The sequence below is a fragment of the Labrys miyagiensis genome (genome assembly GCF_030160835.1).
Lineage (GTDB): Bacteria > Pseudomonadota > Alphaproteobacteria > Rhizobiales > Labraceae > Labrys > Labrys miyagiensis.
The window spans coordinates 237,040-259,033 of record NZ_BSPC01000028.1 but is presented as its reverse complement, the minus strand read 5'-3'; the positions used below and the strand labels follow the sequence as shown (position 1 = coordinate 259,033).

Genomic DNA, 21,994 nt, shown 5'->3' with positions numbered 1-21,994 from the left:
GGCACGGACCATCCGAACCTGAGCCAGCCGGCTCGGTCAAGGGGCTCAGCGCTGCAGTCCTGGCCGGACAGTGGCATGAGCCGTCTTCACCGCATCGGCGGGAGATGGGACGAAAGGCGTTGCCGGGCTCAAGCCCGTCACGCTCCGTCCAGGGATCACAGGGCACTTCCATGGGGTGCCGATCCCGTCTGTCCCGCTCGTCACCCCTGGAGGCCGGCTTCGAAAGAAGCAGGACCGCCACACAGCCTGCCGCTTGGACAGGCTCTCGGGGTGGATGGAAGCGTTCGGGGTCGGGTTGTACCTACGCCGGCCGCTGACGCCTCATTCCGGGAGAGATGAGAGCATGGGAACGAAAGAAAATCAATATTTGTTGTCTTTCTGTTCAACGTAATCCAACGCCTGTGTCATCGACGGAAGAAGGATGCAGGGCAGCGTATTGTCGATCGGTCCGGACGCTGACGAGCGGTCTGGCCCGGTAAGAGATCGCTCGGGAATAAGGGCTTCAAGCGCCGCGCCTCTCCCGCTCCTTGAACACCCGCCTTCCGATTCATTTATTTTTTGACGATCCCTTAGTCGAAGACGTTGGCGATCTTCGTCTGCGGCACGCCGTTCTTGATGAGGTTCAGGCGGCCATAGGCAATAGCGAGGATCGTGCCGTACCAGGCGAAGAAGAAGGTCGGCAGCAGCAGGACGGTCACCACTGAGACGATGGCGCCCAGAATCGGGATGAAGCGAAAGATCACCAGCTCGATCATCAATCCGAGCATAAGCAGGATGCCGACAAGCATCATCAGCAGCAGCAAGCCGAAGAGGGGCCAGCGGTAGCGCTGGGTCAGTTGCGCGCTCTGGCGGAGCGCGGTGATTGGGCCGGTCTTGCCGATCACACAGGCCTGGCCTGCCAGGATGAAGGGGAACAGCAAGACCGAGATGACGATCATGCCAAGCCAGATCAATGCCTCATCCAGCCAGAGAACGTTGACGAAATGGAGCAACAGGCTGGTAACGACGGTGAGGAAGACAATCATTGGAATTGCCAGCATGATCCAGATGGCGAGGACATGCGGCACGCGCACCGTTCCCGCGAGCAGCGACGAGAATATCGGCTGTCGACGCATGTTCCACTTGCCGTCGGCATAGAGCGAAATCGCGTTGAAGCAGGCAATCCAGACCAGATAGATCGGTATCTGCCAGAGGTAGATCGAGGCGAGCACGCTGAAATCCGGGACCTGTCCGGGCGTGAACATGGTTGCCTGTGCGCCCAGCGCACGGATCATGAACAGGGTATACACGCCATAGGCGATCAAGACTGGTATGGTCAGCACCACGAAGGGCAGGATGTTCCGGCTGGCGATGCCGAGGGCGTCGCTGATGATGCTGCCGACACCGAGCGGCTCCCGGGGAGTCGGCAGCGCATTTTCGACTTGTGTCGTCATGGATGGGACTTTCGGAATGACGGGCCTTGGGCAGTCGATTGAAGATCGAGGCAATGGGTCCTGGGCGTTTCTTCTTATTGTATGGTGGCGTCATTCCTCCCGATGGGGGTTGCTGCTGGGCTCGCTGATCAGTGCAGCATCACGAAACTGCCCTTGACCCGGCGCAGATGGTCGAAGCAGATCGTCGTCAGCACCGCCGTGACGGCGCTGTAGAGCAGCGTGGCAGCTTCCTGGCCGAGCATGCCAACGAGGGGAGAGGAGCCGTCGTCGAGCCCGTCCGTCAGCGCCGACAGGCCCATGACCGGCAGGGCGGTGAGCAGGAACAGGCCAAAGAGCGGCCAGCGATAGCCGTCGGTCAGTTCGGCACTGCGCTGCAGGCTTTCGACCAGCCCGGTCCGCTCGACGATGCAGGCGGGCAGGGTGACATAGAGGACGCAGATCGCCATCAGGCCTGGCACGAACAGGGCCGCAAAGCCGAGCATCACGATCACCCCGACCAGCAGACCGGTGCCGGTGAGCACTGGCAGCGTCCACCAGGCCGCACGCGCCGAGATGATGAGGCCAAAGGATTCGCCCTGCAGCAGGCGAAAGGTTCCGAGAATGGTGGCGCCCTGGGCGAAGATCACCAGGATGATCGAGATCGGCAGCGAGATCAGGTAGGCCATGGACGCGCTTTGCGCCGAGTCGCCCGTCAGGACCAGGATCAGCAGCGCCGGCAGGCTCGGCAGGGCGTTGAGCACAAGCAACCACGGCAAACTGCGCAGGCAGATCTGGCCGGCGCTTGCGGCAACCGAGCCGATGCGGAAACCTGGGACCAGCACTGGTGTATCGACCATCCGCGCTCCCTGGGGCAATGATTCGACTCAAATCCTCCTGTGAAAGAGCCGTACCAATAAGAAGGACGCCTTCACTGAGGGCTGAACCGAGACGAGCACTGCTATTGTAGCTGTTCGGTTGGTCATTTTCTACCGTATCGCATGCGATTCAGGTCTCGGGCGCCCAGGTATAGATCCTTGTCCAAGCTAGACTTTTTGAAAAGACACTGTCGCCACATGGCACGGGCCGGGCGGAAAACGCCACAAATCTGCGAACAAGGCTTGTCAAGCGAACTGCCATTCGCTATGCAACGCGCCTCATCGCCTCCCGGCGGCGCCCCGCGCCTCTGCTGGACGGTTGTTCGGGGATAGTTCAACGGTAGAACAGCGGACTCTGACTCCGTTAATCTTGGTTCGAATCCAGGTCCCCGAGCCATTTGATTTTGCTAAGGAATCCTCCTTTTTCTAGGTTTCGGGTGCGGGCCGCTTTGTGGCCCGGCTTGTAGACTTCGTGCTCCTTTCGAGCTTCCGGATGGCACTCTTTGCCATCTTGGAAAAAAATGCGGCAACAGCGACCTGCGCAGCCCCAAAAAATCGGCAGGTTCCTTTCCTGAGCCTTGAGACGGGCATCGCAGCACCTCGAGGTCCGCCTAGCCACAGAATTTTCATGGGGGGACATCATATTTCCTGGAACTTCCCAGGCATATGTGCGTTTCGCCTGTCAGGTGACGAGCGACCCCTCGCCACTCCAACTTCGCCCGGCTCTGCTTTTCCAAATGCACCGCCGGGCTTTCTATGGCTGCCGCATGAAGCAGGTTTACGCCGCCGCGCGTCGTACCTTCCGCTGTGAGGCTTACTTCTCGCGCTCGGCTCGGTCTGCCTCCGTTGCTGCCTTCATAGGCCCTACAAGCTCGCACACGCACCTCGTGCAGACTTCCGCGAGCCGTTGGCGTTGGGTAGCGCGCTGTTCTGGGGGCATGGTATCCGTCGCAGGGTGGTCTCCAAGGCTGGGGCTAGGTCGGTTCATATGCCTTGTTTCGGCGCTCGGTGAGCTCCTCCTACCGCCGACAAATGGGTTTACTCACAGCTCGGCGCCGGTTCGTCTTGCTTAAGGGAGACGCCGAAGACTTCATACGTCCAATCGGGCCGCAGGCTGGCGTTCGCGCCAGGCCGCACGATGACAAAGCGCGGCGGTATGGAGTCAGGGTCAATGCCAACAACGTGACAGGCCGTGCCGTCTTCGAGGTGAGGCGAGGGACGGTGTGACGCCAATAGTGTGCATGGATGTCCTATGTTGATTGTGGAAGTACGCAGATAATCCACTTGTATGATGCGTCCGGGTACTCCGATTACTGTTGCATGCGCTCGGATGTACCTATTTCTCGCGGCTTGCATCCCAAGAGCTGAGGATCGCCATTGTCGGTCATGTGCTAGAAAATCCGCATGAAAGACATCAAGTCCGACCGGATCGGCTATGTGATTGCGGTCACTTTAATCGTGATCGCTCTGGCTAGTGTTGCCTGGATTGCATTGAGTACCGCCGGACATTGGTTGCCCGTAAGCTTTTCGGGCTCGGGGTGAGTTAAGTAGAGAGGGGTGGCCAACCCCGTCAGAGTCGTATTTTCAGAGTCGAGAATAATAAAGAAATGACTCTGAGGACTCTGGCGGGGGATGGGCATGCCGCCGATCGAAACGGGGTTCCTTCATTTTCCGTTTTCAGCGCCGCACAAGAATTTCGCGCTCTGGTCGTGGTTTTTGACGCATTTTTGCCACAAAGGTTAACTAATCGCACCGCCCGGCCGAAAGGCGCCGCGACGGGGTTGTGGACTTTTTGTCAGGTGTCGACGCTCGCAGGGCGATGACCAGGCGCAGATTGTTCCGTGATAACGCCGGTAATTTGATTTTCGTGGTCCACGATAAAGAGGGCGGGTCTTGCGATCCGTCCTCTTTTTTCGTCTTGGGGTCGTGGTGCGCGCAGGGGCACGCGACTCGCGCGCGATACACCCACCCCTAGGACGGCTGTTTTCCATAGGGGATCCGAACCGCGCCCAGCGATGCTTTTTGCCCTCAGCATTGTGTCACGAGGGATGCCGCGTTTGCCTCGTTACGCTGTGCAACCGAACTCGAATTTCGCTGTTGCCATGGCAGGGAAGCAGGCGGATGATCGTGTGTGGTGAAAGATCGGCGTCAGCAACTGCTTGCCGGCGCTTGTTTCATGCCCAAATACGTAGTGTTCCACGAGTAAACTGAATGGCCCCGGCCTCTTCTTCAGATGCACGCACCAAGGCCTTGGTTTTATGGGGCCTGCGCATCCTTGTCGCGCTGGTGTTTACCACGCCCGCTCTGCTGACATTGGGTGGACTGGCCCCGATGATCCGGCAGTTCGATGCCTTCGGCTTTGGCCCCTGGTTCCGCATCACAGTTTCCCTGGTGCAGATAGCGGCGGCCCTGCTGGTCCTTCTTCCAGCCGCGAGCCTTGCCGCGGCGATTGTCCTGCTCCTGCTCGATGCGGCGATCCTGCTTTCCGAGGTTTTCGTCGTGCATGGCGGCTTCATCCATCTCGTGCTCTTCGCCTTGCCGCTGCTCGCCCTGATCAGCGTGCAGAGCGGGCGCTTCGACCGGAGGCTGGCGGAGCTGGACAAAGAGGCCTGAGGATTGGCTGGGGCGGCCATTCGGCTGGATCGCGCGGGCCCAGCCAGTACGATTGATGCGCTCGGCCTGAAGTCATTCCTGCGCCTGCTGGTGCCGAGCATCGCGCGCAACTGCCGGCATCATAGGAGACAGGGCCGGGGTAGGGCGGGAGTACCGCCCCGGAGTTTCGATATCACGCCATCTCATTGTTCCACGGCGGGTCGGCGCCTTCGCGCGAGACCGTGATGGCGGCGGTGCGGGCGGCGTAGTCCATCGCTTCCTGGGCGATCTTCTCGTCGATGTTCTTGACGGTGTCGACCGACACCACATTGCGGCGCTGCAGGATGGTGAGGAGGCCGCTCGAATAGCTGTCGCCGGCGCCGACGGTATCGGCGACCTTGGCCACCTTGACTACCGGGCTCTTGGCGGCGAAGCCCTTGCCATAGCCCTCGGCGCCGTTGCCGCCATCGGTGAGCACCACAAGATGGGCGCCCTTGGCCACCAGATCCTTGGCCCAGGCGGCCGGATCTATGCCGGGATAGAGCCAGAGCAGATCGGCTTTCGAGATCTTGATGATGTCGGCAGCCTCGGTCATGCGCTTCATGCGGGCGCGATATTCATCCGCATTGCCGACGACGGTCGGGCGCACATTCGGGTCCATGCCCAGCACGCGCTTGCCCTTGTTGTCGAAATAGAGCTTCTCATAGGCAGAGGCGATCGGGTCGTTGATGAGGGCGACCGAGCCCGTCCAGATCATCGAGACTTCCGGGCCGATGGCCGGCGCATCGCGTTCGGGCGAGAACAGGCGGTTGGAGGAAGCCTCGTCGATAAAGGCATATTCCGGCTCGCCATCGCCCACCGACACGAAGGCCAGCATGGAGGAGTGGCCGGAACGGGCCACATAGTGCTGGCTCACCTTGGAGCGCTTGAGGGCGGCCGCGAGATCCTCGCCGAAGAAATCCGTCGACAAGGCCGCGCAGAAGCCGACATCGCCGTCCAGCCGGCCGATACCAACAGCCGTGTTGAACGGGCTGCCGCCGACGACAGGGCGATAGGCGTTGTGCCCGTCCACCGTTTTCACCGGCAAGAAGTCGATCAGGGCTTCACCGCACACAAGGATCATGGGCTTCCTCACTCCAAAGGTCCGACTGCCGTTTCAACCGCCGCCAGGATGCGGCTGCTGCGGGCGAGTTCGAGAATTGCTTTTATTTCGTGATGGTACCAGCGGTCGCCGTCAAGAGCCGGCTTGATTTCCGCACGGATTGCATCGATTGCCGCCTGGGATCCCTTGCCGATGGGATGGTCCTTCGTACGGTCAGCCACCAGCGACAGGGCCTGCGCCGCCATCAGCATCTCCACTGCGACGATCTGCTCGACATTCTCCACCACGGTGCGGGCCTTGCGGGCACACCAGGTGGAGTTGGAGACGTGATCCTCGGCATTGCTCTTGCCGGGAATGGAATCGACCGAGCCGGGGGTCGCCAGGCCCCGGTTCTCCATCACCAGGGCCGACATCGAGCATTGCACGGTGGCAAAGCCGGTGTTGAGGCCGCGCTCGCCGGCGAGCAGGTTGCGCGGCAGGCCGTAGCTCATCACCGGATCGATCAGGCGGGCGAGCCGGCGCTCGCTGATAGCGCCGAGATCGGTCATGGCGATGGCGAGGAGGTCCATCGCCTGCGCGACATAGGCGCCGTGGAAATGGCCGCCCGAGATCGAGACATAGCCGCCGTCCTCGTTGGCGAACATCAGCGGATTGTCGGTGGCCGAGTTCATTTCGACGCCGAGGATGTTCTCGATATAGGAGAGTGCTTCGAACACCGGGCCGTGCACCTGCGGGGCGCAGCGCAGCGAGTAGACATCCTGCACGCGCAGCGGCACGGGCTTGGAGGGATCGCGCGCCTCGTCCGGGAAGAGGACGGCGCGGGCGGCTTCCGAGCAGCGCTTGGAGTCGCCGGCGATCTTGAGGAGGTTGCGCGCGGTGCGGGCTTGGCCGCGATGCGGGCGGGCGGCATGCACGCGCGGATCGAAGGCGGCAAGCTCGCCGCGCAAGGCCTCGAGCGTCAGCGCGAGCGCGATATCGGCGTGCCTGACGATGCGCCTGGCGTCTTCCTGGGCGAGCGCCGCGATGGCGAGCGAGACGGTGGAGCCGTTGATGATGGCCGAGGCTTCCTTGGCGCCCATCTTGTACTCAGGCTCGAAGCCGGCGCGGCGCGCGGCCTCCGGCGCCGCATAGATCTTGCCCTTGTACTCCACCGGGACGTCCTCGAAGCCGCGCAGGGCGCCTGCGAGATAGGCGAGGGGAGCGAGGTCGCCGGAAGCGCCCACCGAGCCCTTGGAGGGGATGACGGGATGCAGGCCGGCATTGAGGAAGCCGACCAGCCGGTCCATCAGCGGCAGCGTCGCCCCCGAATAGGCGGAAGCGAAGGCGTTGGCGCGCAGCAGCATGGTGGCGCGCACGATATCCTGGGCGAAGGGCTCGCCAATGCCGGTGGCATGGGCGCGGATGATCTGGTCCTGGTAATGCGCCATGCTGGCGATGGGCACGCGCACATCCTTGAACAGGCCGACGCCGGTGTTGAAGGCGTACATCAGCGGTGCTTCGTCGTTCAGCCAGTTGGCGTCGATGTAATCGCGGGCCGTGCCGACGGCCTCGCGCGCCTTGGCATCGATGCCCGCCTTCTCGAAGCGTCCCGCGCCGCCGGGCCGGGCTACCCGAACCACCTTGGCGCCGGTCATGCGCCTTCCGTCGATCGTCACCGCCATGGCAAACTCCGGATCTCGCCGAATTGCAAACAGACTCAGAGGCCCTGGCGGGCCAAGGCTGTCATGAGTTTGACGTAACAGAAGCGAGGGGAAACGCAACCATTGCTGGGACCGCGGACGTCCCTACGACACTCAAGTGAGTGTCGGACGATCCGCCTCTTCCTCTCCCATCAAGCGCATCGTTTCCAAGAGCGGACGAGGACGTCCGCGCTCCCAGGTTACAACCCCGTACCCACGGCGATCTTGGCCGGCGCGGCTGTTGTTTCAGCGAGCCCGTTCACCACCGCGCGCAGAGTGCCTCGGCGTCCTCCCAGATCAGGTCGGGGATGTCGGTCAGCAAGCGCGGCGATAGGGCGGGCTTCCCCGCTGGCGAGGTCGATCAGCGAGCCATGCACGCCATAGCGCTACGCCCGCAATCACGGTCCAGCACGCGCATCCAGTCGGCAAAGTAAGCACCTGTAGACCCCGAGCCCACGTTGCGACTGCCCGATCAGGCCCAAACGATGCCTACTTAGCCGATGCGTCGCTCTCGCCGCCCAGCACCAGGCCCCGGCCGAACTGGTAGTTGTAGCCGGCATGGGCGCCGAAGGTCGGGGAGGCGGTGTTGTCCTGGCTCCACCTCGAATTGGCGGAGCCGAAGGAAGCGCCGCTCTGCACGCCGGCATAGAAGCCCGTCCAGTCGTGCTGTTGGGACTTGGGCAAGATCTTCGGCTTCACCGCCGGCGGATCAAAGGCGTTGGGGGGCGGAGCGAACTTGTCCTCGGCGAAAGCAGGGCCGGCCATTAGCAGGCAGGCGCCGGCCAAGATCATGGCTTTCCCGACAGTCCCTGTCATCGCATCACTCCAGCAACACATGCTCCGCCTGGTGAGGCGAAGCGCCGGCACAGACCACCAGAAAAATGCGACCGAATAAAGATAGTCGTCACGTCCCCTTTTTTGTGGGCCAGCGCCATGAACGCGCCTTTTATGCTGGTATGAAGGATGCGCGGGACCGCCGGCATCTTGCCGGCTCTTGGAAACGAACCGTTCTATGACAGAGGAAGAGCGGACAAGATGTCCGCGCTCCGGTTACGACTTGGCGAAGGTCTCCGCCAGCCAGGCGTGCATCATGGCGTAGGACTCCTTGGCGGCCTTGGCGTCGTAGCGGCAATTGCCGGTTGCGGCAGTCGCTTCGGTTTCGGTGAAGCAGTGCACAGCGTGGCCGATCACGGCAAAGCGCCAGTCCGCTGGGCTGGACTTCATCTCGTCGAGGAAGGCCGGCGCCTGCGGCATGGTGCCGACATCATCGGCGCCGTTCATCGCCAGCACCCGTGCCTTGATGTTCTTGGCGAGTGCGGGATCGTCGGTGGCGAGAACGCCGTGGAAGGCGACCACCGCCTTGATATCGGCCCCGCTGCGGGCAAGGTCGAGCACCGACGCACCGCCGAAGCAGAAGCCGATCGCAGCGAGGCGCGCAGTATCGATCGGCGCGCCCGAGGCCTGGGCCTTGAGCTGGTCGAGCGCATAATTGATGCGCTTGCGCATCTGGGTGCGGTCCTTGGTGAGTGGGGCGATGGCGGCCTGAGCCTCGTCGTCGTTCTTGGGCCTGACAGAGGCGCCATACATGTCGGTGAGCAGGATCACGTAGTCCTTGCCGGCGATCATCTCGGCCTTCTTGATGGCGATGTCGGTCACGCCATACCAGTTCGGCACCATCACCAGGCCCGGACGCTTGGCGGTGCCGGTGTCGTCATAGACGAGATAGCTGTGAAAGGCGGTGCCATCGAGCGTCCAGTCGATGGGCTTGGCAACCATCTTGGCGAGAGCCGGCTGTGCCGCAGCCACGGCAGCAAGCGCGATGAGGGCGAATAGAAACCGATGAATCAAGCGCATGATGAAATCCTTTGAGCGGATCTGAAAGCTTCGCGCGGCATCGGCATCATGCACGGGCCGATCGCAGGTTCAAACCTGGCGGACGATACGCCCGATCACATTGACGAGAAGGCGTGCCGCCGTGAGCGCGGTGATGCCGCCGATATCAGAGGGCGTATGGAACTCGATGAGGTCGAAGCCGGCGATGCGGCCACGCTGGCTCGCCCCCTCGATCAGCCCGATCGCTTGGCTGTAGGTCAGTCCGCCCGCCGCGCGACCGGCCACTCCCGGCATCACGCTGGGGTCGAGCCCGTCGCAGTCGAGGGTTACTATTACGTGCGCGCCCGCGGGTATGTGCCTGAGGGCAGCTTCGATACCCTCGGCATGGATCTCCTGCGCCGTGACGAGATGCGAGCCCCAGCGCCTGGCGATCTCGACCTCCAGGGGCCGGGCGCTGCCGACGCCGCGGATGCCGGCCTGCACGATGCCGGCGACATGCGGCATCTCGCTCGCCCGGCGCATGGTGCTGGAATAGCCCAGCGGTTCGCCATAGCGCTCATCGCGCCAGTCGATATGGGCATCGATTTGCAGGATCCAGATCGGCCCGTGATCAGCAAAGCCGGCGAAGAAGGGAATGGGCACGGAATCATCGCCCCCGATCATCAGCGGCACGGCGCCTGAGGCGAGGATGGCGCGGGTCTTCTCCTCGATGAGTTTGCGGTTGCCAGCATTGTCATGCGGCGAGGTCGGCAGGTCGCCGGCATCGATGCACGAGGGCTCCCTGCCTTCGAACAGGGGCCCGCCAAGGTCGAAGTCCCAGCTGTCGAGGAATTGCGCATCGTCCTGGCTGGCGGCGCGGATCGCAGCCGCTGCGCCGGCAAAGCCCGAAGAGTCAGCGCCGGGATAGGTGCTGCCGTGCGGCGCGCCGAACAGGACGATACGCGGCTTGGTACCGTCGGGCAGGTGATCGGGAAAGCCAAGAAAGCCGGGATGCGGGGACATGGCAGGAATCCTGGTTGCAGGTGGAGTGTCGACCTCCTGGCCGACATTCTTGCGAACGTTGAGTTCACCGAAAAGAGCAATGTCGACCTCACCACGTTGGCTCTGCACCTGTGGCTGTCGAGGTCGACCTCCTCACGGATTGCCGGTCTCGATGATCTCCAGCGGAAAGCCGGAGGCCTTGATGGTCTTGGTGACGATATAGGTGAAGTAGCGGTCGATGCCGATCTCGTCTGCCAGCAGGCCATCAATAAGGCGCTGATAGGAATCGATATCGGGCGTGACCACGCGCAGGAGATAGTCGATGCCCCCGCCCACCGCGTCGCAACTGACAATGGAAGGCTCGCGCAGCATCGCCATCTCGAAGCGCTGGAAATCGGCCTGGCGATGGCTCTTGAGGGTGATCTCGACCAGCACGGTGGCGAAGCGACCGAGCTTGGCGGCGTCGAGCGAGGCGCTATAGCCCGCGATCACGCCGGCCTTCTCAAGCCGCGCCAGCCTCTCCCAGCAGGCGGCGGCCGAAAGATTGGCCTCCTGCGCCAGGCCGAGCTTGGTGATGCGGCCGTCACGCTGCAGGGCGGCGAGAATTTTCAGGTCGATCTTGTCGAGTTTCAACATGGCGCCGGCGAATTGATTGGTATAATAGGGAAGTGCCTCGATATTGTATCAGGACAATTTCATGTCTGTTTCCCATTCTGACCCATTCCGCCGACTTGTCGAATCCCGCGGGCCGCTGGCGGCGGCGACAGAATGGCGGCCAGTGCTGCCGCGCCGCAAGGGGGTGACCAAGCACAAGCTGCTGACCGACCTGATTATCGCCGACGTCGAGGCTGAAGTATTGGCGCCAGGCACGCGCATGCCGACCCATCGCGACCTTGCGCATGACCTGAAAGTCTCGGTGCAGACGGTCAGCATCAGCTACAAGGAAGCGGAGCGGCGCGGCTATCTGCGCGGCGAGGTCGGCCGCGGTACCTTCGTGCGCGATCGTGTCACCGAGCGGGCCGAGCGCTTCATGCTCGACCGCGAGCCCGGCCAGACGGCAGACCTTTCGATCATCCGCGCCGTCTATACCGAAGCGCATGAACGGGCCTCACGCCAAGTGATGACGCGGCTCGGGGAGGGCGACAACAGTGCCTTCATGCGCCCCTGCCGGCCGATCGCCGGGCTCGACCGCCACCGCGCGGCGGCGCAGGTCTGGCTGCGGCGGCTCGGCGTCGAAGCAGACCGCGAACGCATCCTGATCACCAACGGCGCCGCGCACGGGCTCTTCCTGGCTGTGGCCTCTGTCGTGCATCCGGGCGATATCGTGCTGACGGAGAGCTTGACCGATCATGGCATCATTGGCCTCGCCTCCGTTCTCGGCTTCACGCTGCGGGGCCTGCCGGCCGACGCCGAGGGCGTCCTGCCCGAGGCTTTCGAGGCGGCCTGCGCGGCAGGCGGGGTCAAGGCGCTGGTGCTCATCCCGACGCTCGGCAATCCCACCAGCCATGTCGCCGGGGCCGGGCGGCGGCAGGCCATTGCCGCCATCGCCGCGCGTTACGGCATCTTCGTGGTGGAGGACGAGGTCTACAAGCCGATGCTCGAGGAGCCCATGCCCTCGATCACGCAGCTCCTGCCCGATCTCGGCTTCTTCGTTACCAGCTTCACCAAGAGCGTGATGACGGGCCTGCGCGTCGGCTATCTGGTGGTGCCGCCGACCCATGGCATCCGGGTCGCCAGCATCCTGCGCGTGACGAGCTGGAGCGCCACCAACCTGCCGGCCGAGATCGCCTCGCTGTGGATCGAGGATGGCACGGCGGAGGCCCTGTTGCGCGTGCAGCGGCAGGAGGCGCAAGCGAGGCAGGCGATCGTGGCGCGGACTCTCGGCCCGCACATCGCCTCGACGCATCCGCTCTCGCACTGCGCCTGGCTGAAGGTGCCGCCTCACTGGACGGAGGAAGGGCTGGTGCGCGCGCTCTCCCAACGCGGCATCGCGGTGACACCTTCGGATCCGTTCATCGCCGGTGAGGCAGGGGCTGGAGGCATCCGGATCTGCCTCGGCGGCCGGCTCTCCCATGCCGCTCTGACGGAGACGCTGGCCGCCCTGCGTACCACCTTCGAGCAGCTGCCGCCGGTGTTCGACGCGCAGCTGATCGCCTGAAGTATGTATCATTACAATATAATAATTGACATGATTTTTGTATCGCTACACCATTCCCTCACATTAATGCAGGGAGCGGTTCATGCAACGTGCGCGCGCCATTGCCGGGCGGGGGGAAGGCGGGCCTGAAGCCGGCATCTCCATGACAATGCGCGGGAGCCCGTGCCCATGAACACCATGGTCGGGCTCGATGAGATCAGGATGGCGCAGGCCCGTATTGAAGGCCATGTGTTGCGCACACCCTTGGTCGAGTCCCTGGCCTTGTCGCAGGGTGGTCCGGCGATCTTCCTCAAGCTCGAAACGCGCCAGACCACCGGCGCCTTCAAGCTGCGCGGCGCCACCAACGCCGTCCTCATGGCAGGCTCCTCCGCAAAGGGTTTCGTCACCGCCTCCACCGGCAATCACGGCCGGGCTGTCGCCCATGCCGCGAAGGCGCAGCGCAGGCGGGCGGTGGTATGCATGTCCAATCTGGTACCAGCCAACAAGGTCGACGCCGTGCGCGCCCTTGGGCCGGAAGTGCACATCGTCGGCCAATCGCAGGATGACGCGCAGATCGAGGTCTCGAGGCTGGTGCGCGAGGAGGGGCTGAGCGAGATCCCGCCCTTCGACCATCCCGCCGTGATCGCCGGCCAGGGCACGATCGGGCTGGAGATCGTCGAGGCCATGCCGGATGTGGCGCTGGTGCTGGTGCCGCTTTCAGGCGGCGGCCTCGCCGCCGGCGTCGCTGCGGCGGTCAAGGGGCTGCGGCCCCAGGCCAAGGTCGTCGGTGTCTCCATGACACGCGGGCCAGCCATGCAGCGCAGCCTGCTCGCGGGGCGGCCGGTGGCCGTGGAAGAAGTGCCGACCCTGGCCGACTCGTTGGGCGGCGGGATCGGGCTCGACAACGGCTTCACCTTTGCCATGTGCCGCGACCTGCTCGACGGGGTCATCCTGCTCAGCGAGGAAGAAATCGCCGAGGGCATCCGCCACGCCTTCCGGGCCGAGGACGAGGTGGTGGAGGGCGCCGGCGCAGTGGGCATCGCCGCGCTCATCGCCGGCAAGATCAGGCCCGAGGGGCCTACGGCCCTCATCCTCTCCGGCCGCAACATCGATCCCGCCTTGCACCGGCGCATCGTCGAAGAGGGAGCCTTGGCATGATCATCCTCACCGAAACGGATCTGCGCAGGAGCGTGTCGCTCGACCTCGATGCGGTTGATTGTGTCGAGGAAGCCTTCCTCGCGCTCGCCACCAAGGCGGTGGCGATGCCGCCGATCCTGAGGCTCGACATCCCAGAATATCGCGGCGAGGTGGATGTGAAGACCGCCTATATCCCGGGCGTGGAGGGCTTCGCCATCAAGGTGAGCCCGGGCTTCTTCGACAATCCCAAGCTCGGCCTGCCCAGCCTTAACGGTCTGATGATGTTGTTCAACAGCCGCACTGGCCTGGTGGAGGCGTTGCTGCTCGACAATGGCTATCTCACCCGGGTGCGCACGGCCGCCGCCGGCGCCGTCGCCGCCCGCCACCTGTCGCGTCCGGAGTCGCGTATTGCGGCCGTGCTGGGGGCGGGCGAGCAGGCGGGCCTGCAACTCCAGGCATTGATGCTGGTGCGCCCGATCGCCGAGGCGCGCCTCTGGGCCCGCGATCCGGCCAAGGCGCAGACCGCCGCCGCCGATTTCACCGCCCGCCTTGGCATCCCGGTCAGCGCGGCAGCGAGCGGCCAGGCGGCCTGCACAGGTGCCGATGTCATCGTGACGACCACACCAGCCGAAAGCCCGATCCTGATGGCTGACTGGCTGGAACCTGGCCAGCATGTCACGGCGATGGGCTCGGATGCCGAGCACAAGAACGAGATCGATCCGGCCGCGTTCGCGAAGATCTCCTATGTCGCCGACAACCTCGCCCAGACACGGCGCCTCGGCGAACTCGCCCATGCCATCACGGCCGGAACCGCCTCGGCGGAGCGCTGGTTTCCGGAACTGGGCCAGGTCATCGCTGGCAAGGCGGGCGGGCGCAGCGGCGCCGCCGATATCACCCTTTGCGACCTCACCGGCACCGGCGTGCAGGACACCGCCATCGCCACGCTCGCGCATCGGCGCGCCGTGACCGCCGGCGCGGGGCGGGTTTTCGAGACTGCAGGACACAGGAAAGGTGCGGCATGACAGGCCCCACACTCAATTTCAGCCGAGAGGAATATGCCGGGCGCCAGGCCAGGACCCGCGCCGCCATGGCGAAGTCCGGTCTCGATCTCCTCATCGTCACCGACCCCTCCAACATGCATTGGCTCACGGGCTATGACGGCTGGTCTTTCTACGTGCACCAATGCGTGGTGGTGGCCGGCGATGGCGATCCGCTTTGGTTCGGCCGCGGGCAGGATGCCAATGGCGCCAAGCGCACGGCCTGGCTCAGCCATGACAATATCGTCGGCTATCCCGACCATTACGTACAGTCCACCGAACGCCACCCGATGGACTATCTCTCGGGCGTGATCGAACAGCGCGGCTGGTCGCGCGGCACGATCGGCGTCGAGATGGACAATTACTGGTTCAGCGCGGCCGCCTATGCCTCGCTGGTCGCCCATCTGCCGAATGCCCGCTTCAAGGACTGCCTGTCACTGGTGAACTGGCAGCGCGCGATCAAGAGCGCCACCGAGATCGATTATATGCGCAAGGCCGGCCGCATCGTCGAGGCGATGCACAAGCGCATTGTCGACAAGGTCGAGCCGGGCATGCGCAAGAACGACCTGGTGGCCGAGATCCTCGACGCCGGTGTTCGCGGCGTCGAGGGCATCGGCGGCGACTATGCCGCCATCGTGCCGCTGCTGCCCTCGGGCGAGGAGGCCTCGGCCCCGCATCTGACCTGGAACGACCAGCCGATGAAAAGCGGCGAGGGCACCTTCTTCGAGATCGCCGGCTGTTACAGGCGCTATCACTGCCCGCTCTCGCGCACCGTGTTCCTCGGCAAGCCGACGCAGGCCTTCCTCGATGCCGAGAAGGCGACGCTGGAGGGCATGGAGGCGGGGCTCGCCGCCGCCAAACCCGGCAATGCCTGCGAGGACATCGCCAACGCTTTCTTCGCGGTTCTCAAGAAATACGGGATCGTCAAGGACAACCGCACCGGCTATTCGATCGGGCTTTCCTATCCGCCCGACTGGGGCGAGCGCACCATGAGCCTGCGGCCGGGCGACCGCACCGAGCTCAAGCCCGGCATGACCTTTCATTTCATGACCGGGCTCTGGCTGGAGACGATGGGCCTGGAGATCACGGAAAGCATCCTGATCACCGAAACCGGCGTCGAATGCCTCGCCAATGTGCCGCGCCAGCTCTTCGTGAAGCCATGAGCGCGCCCATGACCAGCCTCAGGCCTTCCCCCATTGCCGCCACCGTCGAATTCGAGGCGGATGGCGTCCAGCATGGCCATCTGCGCCTGCCCTGGAGCCGGGACGATTCAGCCTGGGGTTCGGTGATGATCCCGATCTCGGTGGTGAAGTGCGGGGAGGGGCCGACGGCGCTGCTGACAGGCGCCAATCATGGCGACGAATATGAAGGGCCGATCGCGCTGTTCGACCTCGCCCGTACCCTCAGGGCCGAGGATGTCAGCGGTCGCGTGATCATCGTGCCGGCGATGAACTATCCGGCTTTTCGGGCGGCCATGCGCACCTCGCCCATCGACAAGGGCAATCTCAACCGCAGCTTCCCTGGCCGTCCGGACGGTACGGTGACGGAGAAGATCGCGGACTATTTCACCCGCACTCTGTTGCCGCTTTCGGATGTCGTGCTCGATTTCCATTCCGGCGGCAAGACGCTGGACTTCTTGCCCTATGCCGCCGCGCATGAGCTGCCCGACAAGGCTCAGGAAAAGCGCTGCTTCGATGCCGTCGCCGCCTTTTCGGCGCCCTGGTCAATGAAAATGATCGAGATCGACGCTGTCGGCATGTTCGACACCGTGACGGAAATGGCCGGCAAGGTCTTCGTCACCACGGAGCTCGGGGGCGGGGGCACGGCCACGGCGAGATCCGCCTCCATCGCCAAGCGCGGCATCGCCAGCCTGCTCAGGCATGCCGGCATTCTCGCAGGCAAACCCATGCCAGGGCCGACTCGCTGGCTCGACATGCCCTCCGCCGACTGCTTCGGCTTCAGCCAGGAGGAGGGGCTGGTCGAGTTCCTCAAGGACCTCGGCGATCCCGTCGGCGAGGGTGAAGTAGTCGCCCGTATATATCCGATCGGCCGTACCGGCACCGCGCCCTTCGAGCATCGCGCCGCCCTCGATGGGCTGCTCGCCGTCCGCCATTTCCCCGGCCTCGTCAAACCCGGCGACTGCCTCGCCGTGATCGCGACCGAGGTAGCCGGCCCCTGACCCAACCAACAACCAGACAACCCGGAACCAACCGGACCAAGATCACAACCAGACAGGAGAAGAAAATGATGAAAGCGTTCCGTTTTGTCAGTCTAGCCGCCCTGGCTCTTGCCGGCGGTCTCGGCGCGGCCCAGGCCACCACGCTCGATGAGGTCAAGAGCAATGGCTATATCCGCGGCGCCAGCGCCAATGAGGTGCCCTATTCCTTCATGGACGAGAACGGCACGGCCAAGGGCATCGGCCCGGATGTGGCTGCGGCCGTGTTCAAGTCGATGGGCGTCGGCGAGATCGACTGGTCGGTGACGCCCTTCGGTTCGCTGATCCCCGGCCTCAAGGCCAAGCGCTTCGATTTCGTCGCCGCCGAGCAGAACATCCTGCCCGACCGTTGCAAGCAGGTTACCTTCACCGAGCCGAACTCCTCCTATGGCGAGGGCTTGCTGATACCGGCAGGCAATCCAAAGAAGCTGCATTCCTATGAGGACATCAAGAAGGATCCCTCGCTCAAGGTCGCCATCGTCTCGGGCGCCGACCAGCTCGATTTCCTGCATGGCCTCGGCGTGCCCGACAGCCAGATCGTGATGATCCAGGCCAATGCCGATGCACTCTCCACTGTCCAGACCGGCCGCGCCGACGCCTATGCCGCGACCGAGCTGACGGTGGCCCAACTCCTCAAGGGCGCCACGGGCGTGGAGCAGGCCGAGCCCTTCTCCGATCCGGTGATCAGCGGCAAACCGGTACGCTCCTATGGCGGTTTCGACTTCCGCCCGGAGGACAAGGACCTGTTCGACGCCTTCAACAAGGCGCTGGTCGAGTTCAAGAAGACGGACGACTACAAGAAGATCCTGACCTCCTATGGGCTGAGCCCGGAGAGCGTCGAAGCGGCTCGCACCAAGACGACGGTGGATCTCTGCGCGGGCAAGTGAGAGGCGTGTCGCAGGGCGCAATCGGTGTGCCGGTCTTCAGACCGGCATGCCCGGGACATAGGTGGCAAGATGCCGTTTCCGCCACATCGACTGAAGGTCGATGTGGTTGAGAAGACCGGCACTCCAAATGCACCTCTTCTTGTCAACGAAACGTTTCCAAGAGCAGGCGAGACGCCTGCGGTCCCAGGAACGGAAAGGCCGTGACCCATGGTCTGGACTCATTATCTGCCCGCGCTCCTGGCAGGGGCCAGGGTCACGCTGATCATCGGCGTGGTCTCGACGCTGCTCGGCGCGGTGCTTGCCTTCGCCGCCGGCATCGCCCGGGCCGAATGCGGGCGCATCGCCTCCTGGATCGCGCTCGTCTATATCGAGGTTTTCCGCGGCACCTCGCTCTTCGTGCAGTTGTTCTGGCTGTTCTATGCCCTGCCGCTGGTCGGCATCTCTTTCGATCCGATCGTCACCGGCGTTGCCGGCCTCGCCCTCAACATCGGGGCCTATGGCGCGGAGGTGGTGCGCGGTGCGCTGCAGTCGATCCCGCTCCAGCAGCGCGAGGCGACGCGGGCGCTGAACTTCTCCTGGTCGCACACGCTCTTCCATATCTATCTGCCGCAGGCGGTGGTGGAGATGATGCCCTCCTTCGGCAATCTCGCGGTGCAGAATCTGAAGGACACCTCGCTGGTCTCGCTGATCACCATCGCGGACCTGACCTTCCGGGCCCAAAACCTGCGCAACATGGCGCCGGTGAACAGCGCGACGATCTACACCCTCACCCTCGTCGGTTACTTCATCATGGCGCTGATGTTTTCCGCCTTCATGCGCTGGCTGGAGCGCCTGCTCAGGCGTGGCGCGGCCTTCCCGCGCATGAACGGCTAGGGGACGGCACCATGATTTACGGCTACGAATGGGACACGTCCTCCAACCTCGCTTTCGCGCTCTCCATCCTGCCGATCCTCGGCATCGGACTTCTGGTCACCCTGGAGGCGACGGTCTGCGGATTTGCCATCGCCATGGTGCTCGGCCTCGGCCTGGCCCTGTTGCGCCGCAGCCGCCTCAAGACGGTGGCCTGGACCACGGCCTTCCTGGTGGAATTCATCCGCGACACGCCGCTCCTGGTGCAGCTCTTCTTCCTGTTCTACGTGCTGCCCATCTACGGCATCGTGCTGCCGCCCTTCCTCACCGGCGCCATCGCCCTCGGCCTGCAATATTCGGCCTATACGTCGGAGGTCTACCGTGCCGGCCTCGACGCGGTGCCGAAGGGACAGTGGGAGGCGGCGCTCGCCCTCAATCTCAGCCGTGCCAACACCTATTCCAGGATCGTGGTGCCGCAGGCGATCCCGCGCGTGCTGCCGGCGCTCGGCAACTATCTCGTCTCCATGCTCAAGGAGACTCCGGTGCTCTCCGTCGTCACCGTGGCCGACATGGTCAACCTCGCCAACCTGATCGGCGATCGCACCTTCGAATATCTGGTGCCGCTGTCGCTGGTCGGGCTGATCTTCCTCATTCTCACTTTGCTGTGCTCAGCCGGCATACATGCGCTGGAACGGGTGCTGCCCAAGAGCGGGATTTCAATGCGATGACCGACACACCTTCCTCCACCGATCCCTGCATCCGCTTCTCCAATGTCAGCAAGCGCTTTGGCACGCTGACGGTGCTGGACGATTTCAACTTCACCGTTGCGCCCGGCGAGAAGGTCACGCTGATCGGCCCCTCCGGCTCGGGCAAATCCACCGTGCTGCGCATCCTGATGACGCTGGAGCCTTTCCAGGACGGCGTGCTGGAGCTCAAGGGGCTCTCCTATCACGAGCCCGGCGGCCATGGCCCGTTCCGGGCCAGCGAGAAACATCTGCGCAAGATTCGCGGCCATGTCGGCATGGTCTTCCAGAGCTTTAATCTCTTCCCGCATATGACGGTGCTGCGCAATGTGATGGAGGCACCCATCAGCGTGCTGGGCCTGAAGCGCGACGAGGCGGAAGCGCGCGCCGTCGAATTGCTCGGCATGGTCGGTCTTGCCGACAAGAAGGGGCATTTCCCCAGCCAGCTCTCCGGCGGCCAGCAGCAGCGCGTCGCCATCGCGCGAGCCCTCGCCATGCGCCCGCGCGTGCTACTCTTCGACGAGCCGACCTCAGCGCTCGATCCGCAACTCGTGGGCGAGGTGCTCGGCGTCATCCGTACGCTCGCCCATGAACACGACCTCACTATGCTCCTGGTGACGCACGAGATGCGCTTTGCCCGCGAGGTATCCGATAGGGTCTGCTTCTTCGACAAGGGCAAGATCGTGGAGCAGGGCGATCCGGAACGGATCTTCACGGCGCCGGAACATGCCCGGACCCGGGAGTTCCTGCAGTCGGTGCTGTAGCGCTGGGAGCGCGGACGTCCTCGTCCGCTTTTGGAAACGATACGTTCTACGACACGGGAAGAGGCGGATCGATCGACACTCTTTGAGTGTCGTAGGGACGTCCGCGCTCCCAGCCACTGCGCCTCATCTCATGACCGACAGCTTTTCGGCCAAGGCCCACGACTACCGATAATCTATCGGCCGCCTCTACCCCGAACCGAGACATCCTCGCGTCCATCGCGGCTAGACTCGTCGCACACGCCACCGGAGTTGCCTCGATGACCGCAGCGGCTGCCTTGAAACGCTCCTCTCATCCCGGCCTCGGCCGCCTCGCCGACGGACGGCTCCTGCGCGAGCTCGCCTATGTCGACGGGCGCTGGACGCAGGCGTCGGGCGCGGCGAGCTTCGCCGTCAACGATCCGTTCTCGGGGGAGACGCTCACTCATGTCGCCAGCCTCGGCGCGGAAGAGACAGGCCGCGCCATCGATGCGGCTCAGCGCGCCTTTCCAGCCTGGGCCAGCCTTGCCCCACAGGAGCGCGCCGACCGCCTGCGCGCCTGGTATGAGCTCATGCTCGCCGCCAAGGAGGATCTCGCGCTGCTGATGACGCTCGAACAGGGAAAGCCGCTGGGCGAGAGCCGCGGCGAGATCGATTACGCCGCTTCCTTCGTCGAATGGTATGCCGAGGAAGGCAAGCGCGCGAATGCCGAAAGCGTCACCAGCCATCTGCCGGGCGCCCATATGCAGGTGTCCCGCGAGCCGCTGGGCGTCGCCGCGCTGTTGACACCCTGGAACTTTCCCTCGGCCATGGTGACACGCAAGGCTGCCGCGGCGCTCGCCGCCGGCTGCACGGTGGTGCTGCACCCTTCTTCCTACACGCCGCTCTCGGCGCTGGCGCTCGCCGAACTTGCCGAACGGGCCGGACTTCCAGCGGGTGTCTTCAATGTCGTCACCGGCGACGCCCGCATCATCTCCGCGCGCCTATGCCAGGACGATCGGGTGCGGGTGGTCAGCTTTACCGGCTCCACCGAGGTCGGCCGCCTGATCGCGGCCCAGTGCGCGCCGACGGTGAAGCGCCTGGTCATGGAGCTTGGAGGCAATGCCCCGCTGATCGTCTTCGCCGATGCAGATCTGGATCGTTCAGTCAAAATTGCGATGGCAGCAAAATTCGCCACCTCCGGGCAGGATTGCCTCGCCGCCAACCGCATCTACATCCAGCGCCCTTTGTACACGGCCTTCTGTCAGGCCCTGGCGGAGAAGATAGCCGCTCTCAAGGTCGGAGGCGGCCTGGAGGAGAGTGTCGAGATCGGCCCCCTGATGCATGAGCGTGCTGTCGATCGCACCAAGAAGCGTATCGGGGAGGCGCTTGCCCAGGGCGCCCGTCGCCTCGTGGGCGAGGGCAGGGCACCGGGTCCGCTCTTCGTCAAGCCAACGCTGCTCGCGGACGTGCCTGATGAAGCCGCCATCATGCGCGAGGAACAGTTCGCGCCCGTCGCCTGCGTCGCGCCCTTCGACAGCGAGGCCGAAGTGATCGAACGCGCCAATGCCACCGAATATGGCCTCGTCGCCTACGTCGTCACCGAGAACGGCGCTCGCGCTCTGCGGCTCAGCCGCGCCCTGCACTACGGCATGGTGGCAGTCAACCGGGTCAAGCTCACCGGCGCGCCCGTGCCCTTCGGCGGCATCAAACAGTCCGGCATGGGTCGCGAGGGCGCCCGCCATGGGCTCGAAGCCTTCACCGATCTCAAATATACCTGTCTCGATCTCGCCTGA

Annotated in this window: 20 protein-coding genes and 1 tRNA gene; 13 read left to right on the top strand and 8 right to left on the bottom strand. The window is 64.1% G+C overall.

The genetic code is table 11. From position 1 onward, the window contains the following. Window positions 1-569 precede the first annotated feature (569 nt). Together QQL24_RS17400 and QQL24_RS17395 are read right to left on the bottom strand one after the other, a co-directional pair. Complete coding sequence (locus tag QQL24_RS17400) at window positions 570-1,433, bottom strand: hypothetical protein (RefSeq protein WP_284313547.1); 864 nt, start codon at window positions 1,431-1,433, stop codon at window positions 570-572. A gap of 128 nt (window positions 1,434-1,561) precedes the next feature. Continuing rightward, the gene (locus QQL24_RS17395) at window positions 1,562-2,269 is read right to left on the bottom strand and encodes a hypothetical protein (RefSeq protein WP_284313546.1); all 708 of its coding nucleotides are present in this window, start codon (window positions 2,267-2,269) and stop codon (window positions 1,562-1,564) included. 341 nt (window positions 2,270-2,610) lie between these two features. Here QQL24_RS17395 and QQL24_RS17390 point away from each other — a divergent pair. The 3 genes from QQL24_RS17390 to QQL24_RS17380 all read left to right on the top strand — a co-directional run bounded on the left by QQL24_RS17390 (window position 2,611) and on the right by QQL24_RS17380 (window position 4,900). Next, a tRNA-Gln gene (locus QQL24_RS17390) sits at window positions 2,611-2,684 on the top strand. A 1,007-nt stretch (window positions 2,685-3,691) separates the two neighbouring features. Continuing rightward, a complete protein-coding gene (locus tag QQL24_RS17385) occupies window positions 3,692-3,829 on the top strand; it encodes a hypothetical protein (protein WP_284313545.1) in 138 nt (45 codons plus the stop codon). 669 nt (window positions 3,830-4,498) lie between these two features. Beyond that, a complete protein-coding gene (locus QQL24_RS17380; RefSeq protein WP_284313544.1) occupies window positions 4,499-4,900 on the top strand; it encodes a hypothetical protein in 402 nt (133 codons plus the stop codon). Window positions 4,901-5,072: 172 nt separating this feature from the next. On the opposite strand, the gene QQL24_RS17375 is transcribed toward QQL24_RS17380, so the two are convergent. The 6 genes from QQL24_RS17375 to QQL24_RS17350 all read right to left on the bottom strand — a co-directional run bounded on the left by QQL24_RS17375 (window position 5,073) and on the right by QQL24_RS17350 (window position 11,107). Further along, on the bottom strand, window positions 5,073-6,002 hold the full coding sequence (locus QQL24_RS17375; protein WP_284313543.1) for a carbohydrate kinase family protein: 930 nt from the start codon (window positions 6,000-6,002) through the stop codon (window positions 5,073-5,075). Window positions 6,003-6,010: 8 nt separating this feature from the next. Further along, window positions 6,011-7,642, bottom strand: coding sequence for an HAL/PAL/TAL family ammonia-lyase (locus QQL24_RS17370; protein ID WP_284313542.1), 1,632 nt, complete (start codon window positions 7,640-7,642; stop codon window positions 6,011-6,013). A 507-nt stretch (window positions 7,643-8,149) separates the two neighbouring features. Further along, window positions 8,150-8,476, bottom strand: coding sequence for a hypothetical protein (locus QQL24_RS17365; protein WP_284313541.1), 327 nt, complete (start codon window positions 8,474-8,476; stop codon window positions 8,150-8,152). Between the two features lie 234 nt (window positions 8,477-8,710). After that, the gene (locus tag QQL24_RS17360) at window positions 8,711-9,514 is read right to left on the bottom strand and encodes a dienelactone hydrolase family protein (protein WP_284313540.1); all 804 of its coding nucleotides are present in this window, start codon (window positions 9,512-9,514) and stop codon (window positions 8,711-8,713) included. A gap of 69 nt (window positions 9,515-9,583) precedes the next feature. Beyond that, complete coding sequence (locus QQL24_RS17355) at window positions 9,584-10,495, bottom strand: arginase family protein (RefSeq protein WP_284313539.1); 912 nt, start codon at window positions 10,493-10,495, stop codon at window positions 9,584-9,586. A gap of 132 nt (window positions 10,496-10,627) precedes the next feature. Beyond that, entirely contained in the window at window positions 10,628-11,107 is a 480-nt protein-coding gene (locus QQL24_RS17350) for an Lrp/AsnC family transcriptional regulator (protein WP_284313609.1), read from the bottom strand. Window positions 11,108-11,171: 64 nt separating this feature from the next. Here QQL24_RS17350 and ehuR point away from each other — a divergent pair, with 64 nt between their 5' ends. The 10 genes from ehuR to QQL24_RS17300 all read left to right on the top strand — a co-directional run bounded on the left by ehuR (window position 11,172) and on the right by QQL24_RS17300 (window position 21,994). Then, the gene (gene ehuR, locus QQL24_RS17345; protein WP_284313538.1) at window positions 11,172-12,632 is read left to right on the top strand and encodes a MocR-like ectoine utilization transcription factor EhuR; all 1,461 of its coding nucleotides are present in this window, start codon (window positions 11,172-11,174) and stop codon (window positions 12,630-12,632) included. 177 nt (window positions 12,633-12,809) lie between these two features. Next, window positions 12,810-13,769 carry a hydroxyectoine utilization dehydratase EutB gene (gene eutB, locus QQL24_RS17340; protein ID WP_284313608.1) on the top strand — a complete coding sequence of 320 codons (960 nt, stop codon included), beginning with the start codon at window positions 12,810-12,812 and terminating at the stop codon, window positions 13,767-13,769. After that, on the top strand, window positions 13,766-14,770 hold the full coding sequence (eutC, locus tag QQL24_RS17335) for an ectoine utilization protein EutC (RefSeq protein WP_284313537.1): 1,005 nt from the start codon (window positions 13,766-13,768) through the stop codon (window positions 14,768-14,770). Before eutB ends, eutC begins: the two co-directional genes overlap by 4 nt. After that, window positions 14,767-15,948, top strand: a complete 1,182-nt coding sequence (gene doeA, locus QQL24_RS17330) for an ectoine hydrolase DoeA (protein WP_284313536.1) — start codon at window positions 14,767-14,769, stop codon at window positions 15,946-15,948. The genes eutC and doeA overlap by 4 nt, the downstream gene beginning before the upstream one ends. 8 nt (window positions 15,949-15,956) lie before the next feature. Further along, a complete protein-coding gene (gene doeB / locus QQL24_RS17325; protein ID WP_284313535.1) occupies window positions 15,957-16,964 on the top strand; it encodes a N(2)-acetyl-L-2,4-diaminobutanoate deacetylase DoeB in 1,008 nt (335 codons plus the stop codon). Window positions 16,965-17,032: 68 nt separating this feature from the next. After that, complete coding sequence (ehuB, locus tag QQL24_RS17320) at window positions 17,033-17,887, top strand: ectoine/hydroxyectoine ABC transporter substrate-binding protein EhuB (RefSeq protein WP_284313607.1); 855 nt, start codon at window positions 17,033-17,035, stop codon at window positions 17,885-17,887. Between the two features lie 207 nt (window positions 17,888-18,094). Then, entirely contained in the window at window positions 18,095-18,760 is a 666-nt protein-coding gene (gene ehuC / locus QQL24_RS17315) for an ectoine/hydroxyectoine ABC transporter permease subunit EhuC (protein ID WP_284313534.1), read from the top strand. A gap of 11 nt (window positions 18,761-18,771) precedes the next feature. Further along, window positions 18,772-19,464 (top strand): ectoine/hydroxyectoine ABC transporter permease subunit EhuD, encoded by a 693-nt coding sequence (gene ehuD, locus QQL24_RS17310; protein ID WP_284313533.1) that lies wholly within the window; start codon window positions 18,772-18,774, stop codon window positions 19,462-19,464. After that, window positions 19,461-20,243 carry an ectoine/hydroxyectoine ABC transporter ATP-binding protein EhuA gene (gene ehuA / locus QQL24_RS17305; protein WP_284313532.1) on the top strand — a complete coding sequence of 261 codons (783 nt, stop codon included), beginning with the start codon at window positions 19,461-19,463 and terminating at the stop codon, window positions 20,241-20,243. Before ehuD ends, ehuA begins: the two co-directional genes overlap by 4 nt. Window positions 20,244-20,500: 257 nt before the next feature. Continuing rightward, on the top strand, window positions 20,501-21,994 hold the full coding sequence (locus QQL24_RS17300) for an NAD-dependent succinate-semialdehyde dehydrogenase (RefSeq protein WP_284313531.1): 1,494 nt from the start codon (window positions 20,501-20,503) through the stop codon (window positions 21,992-21,994).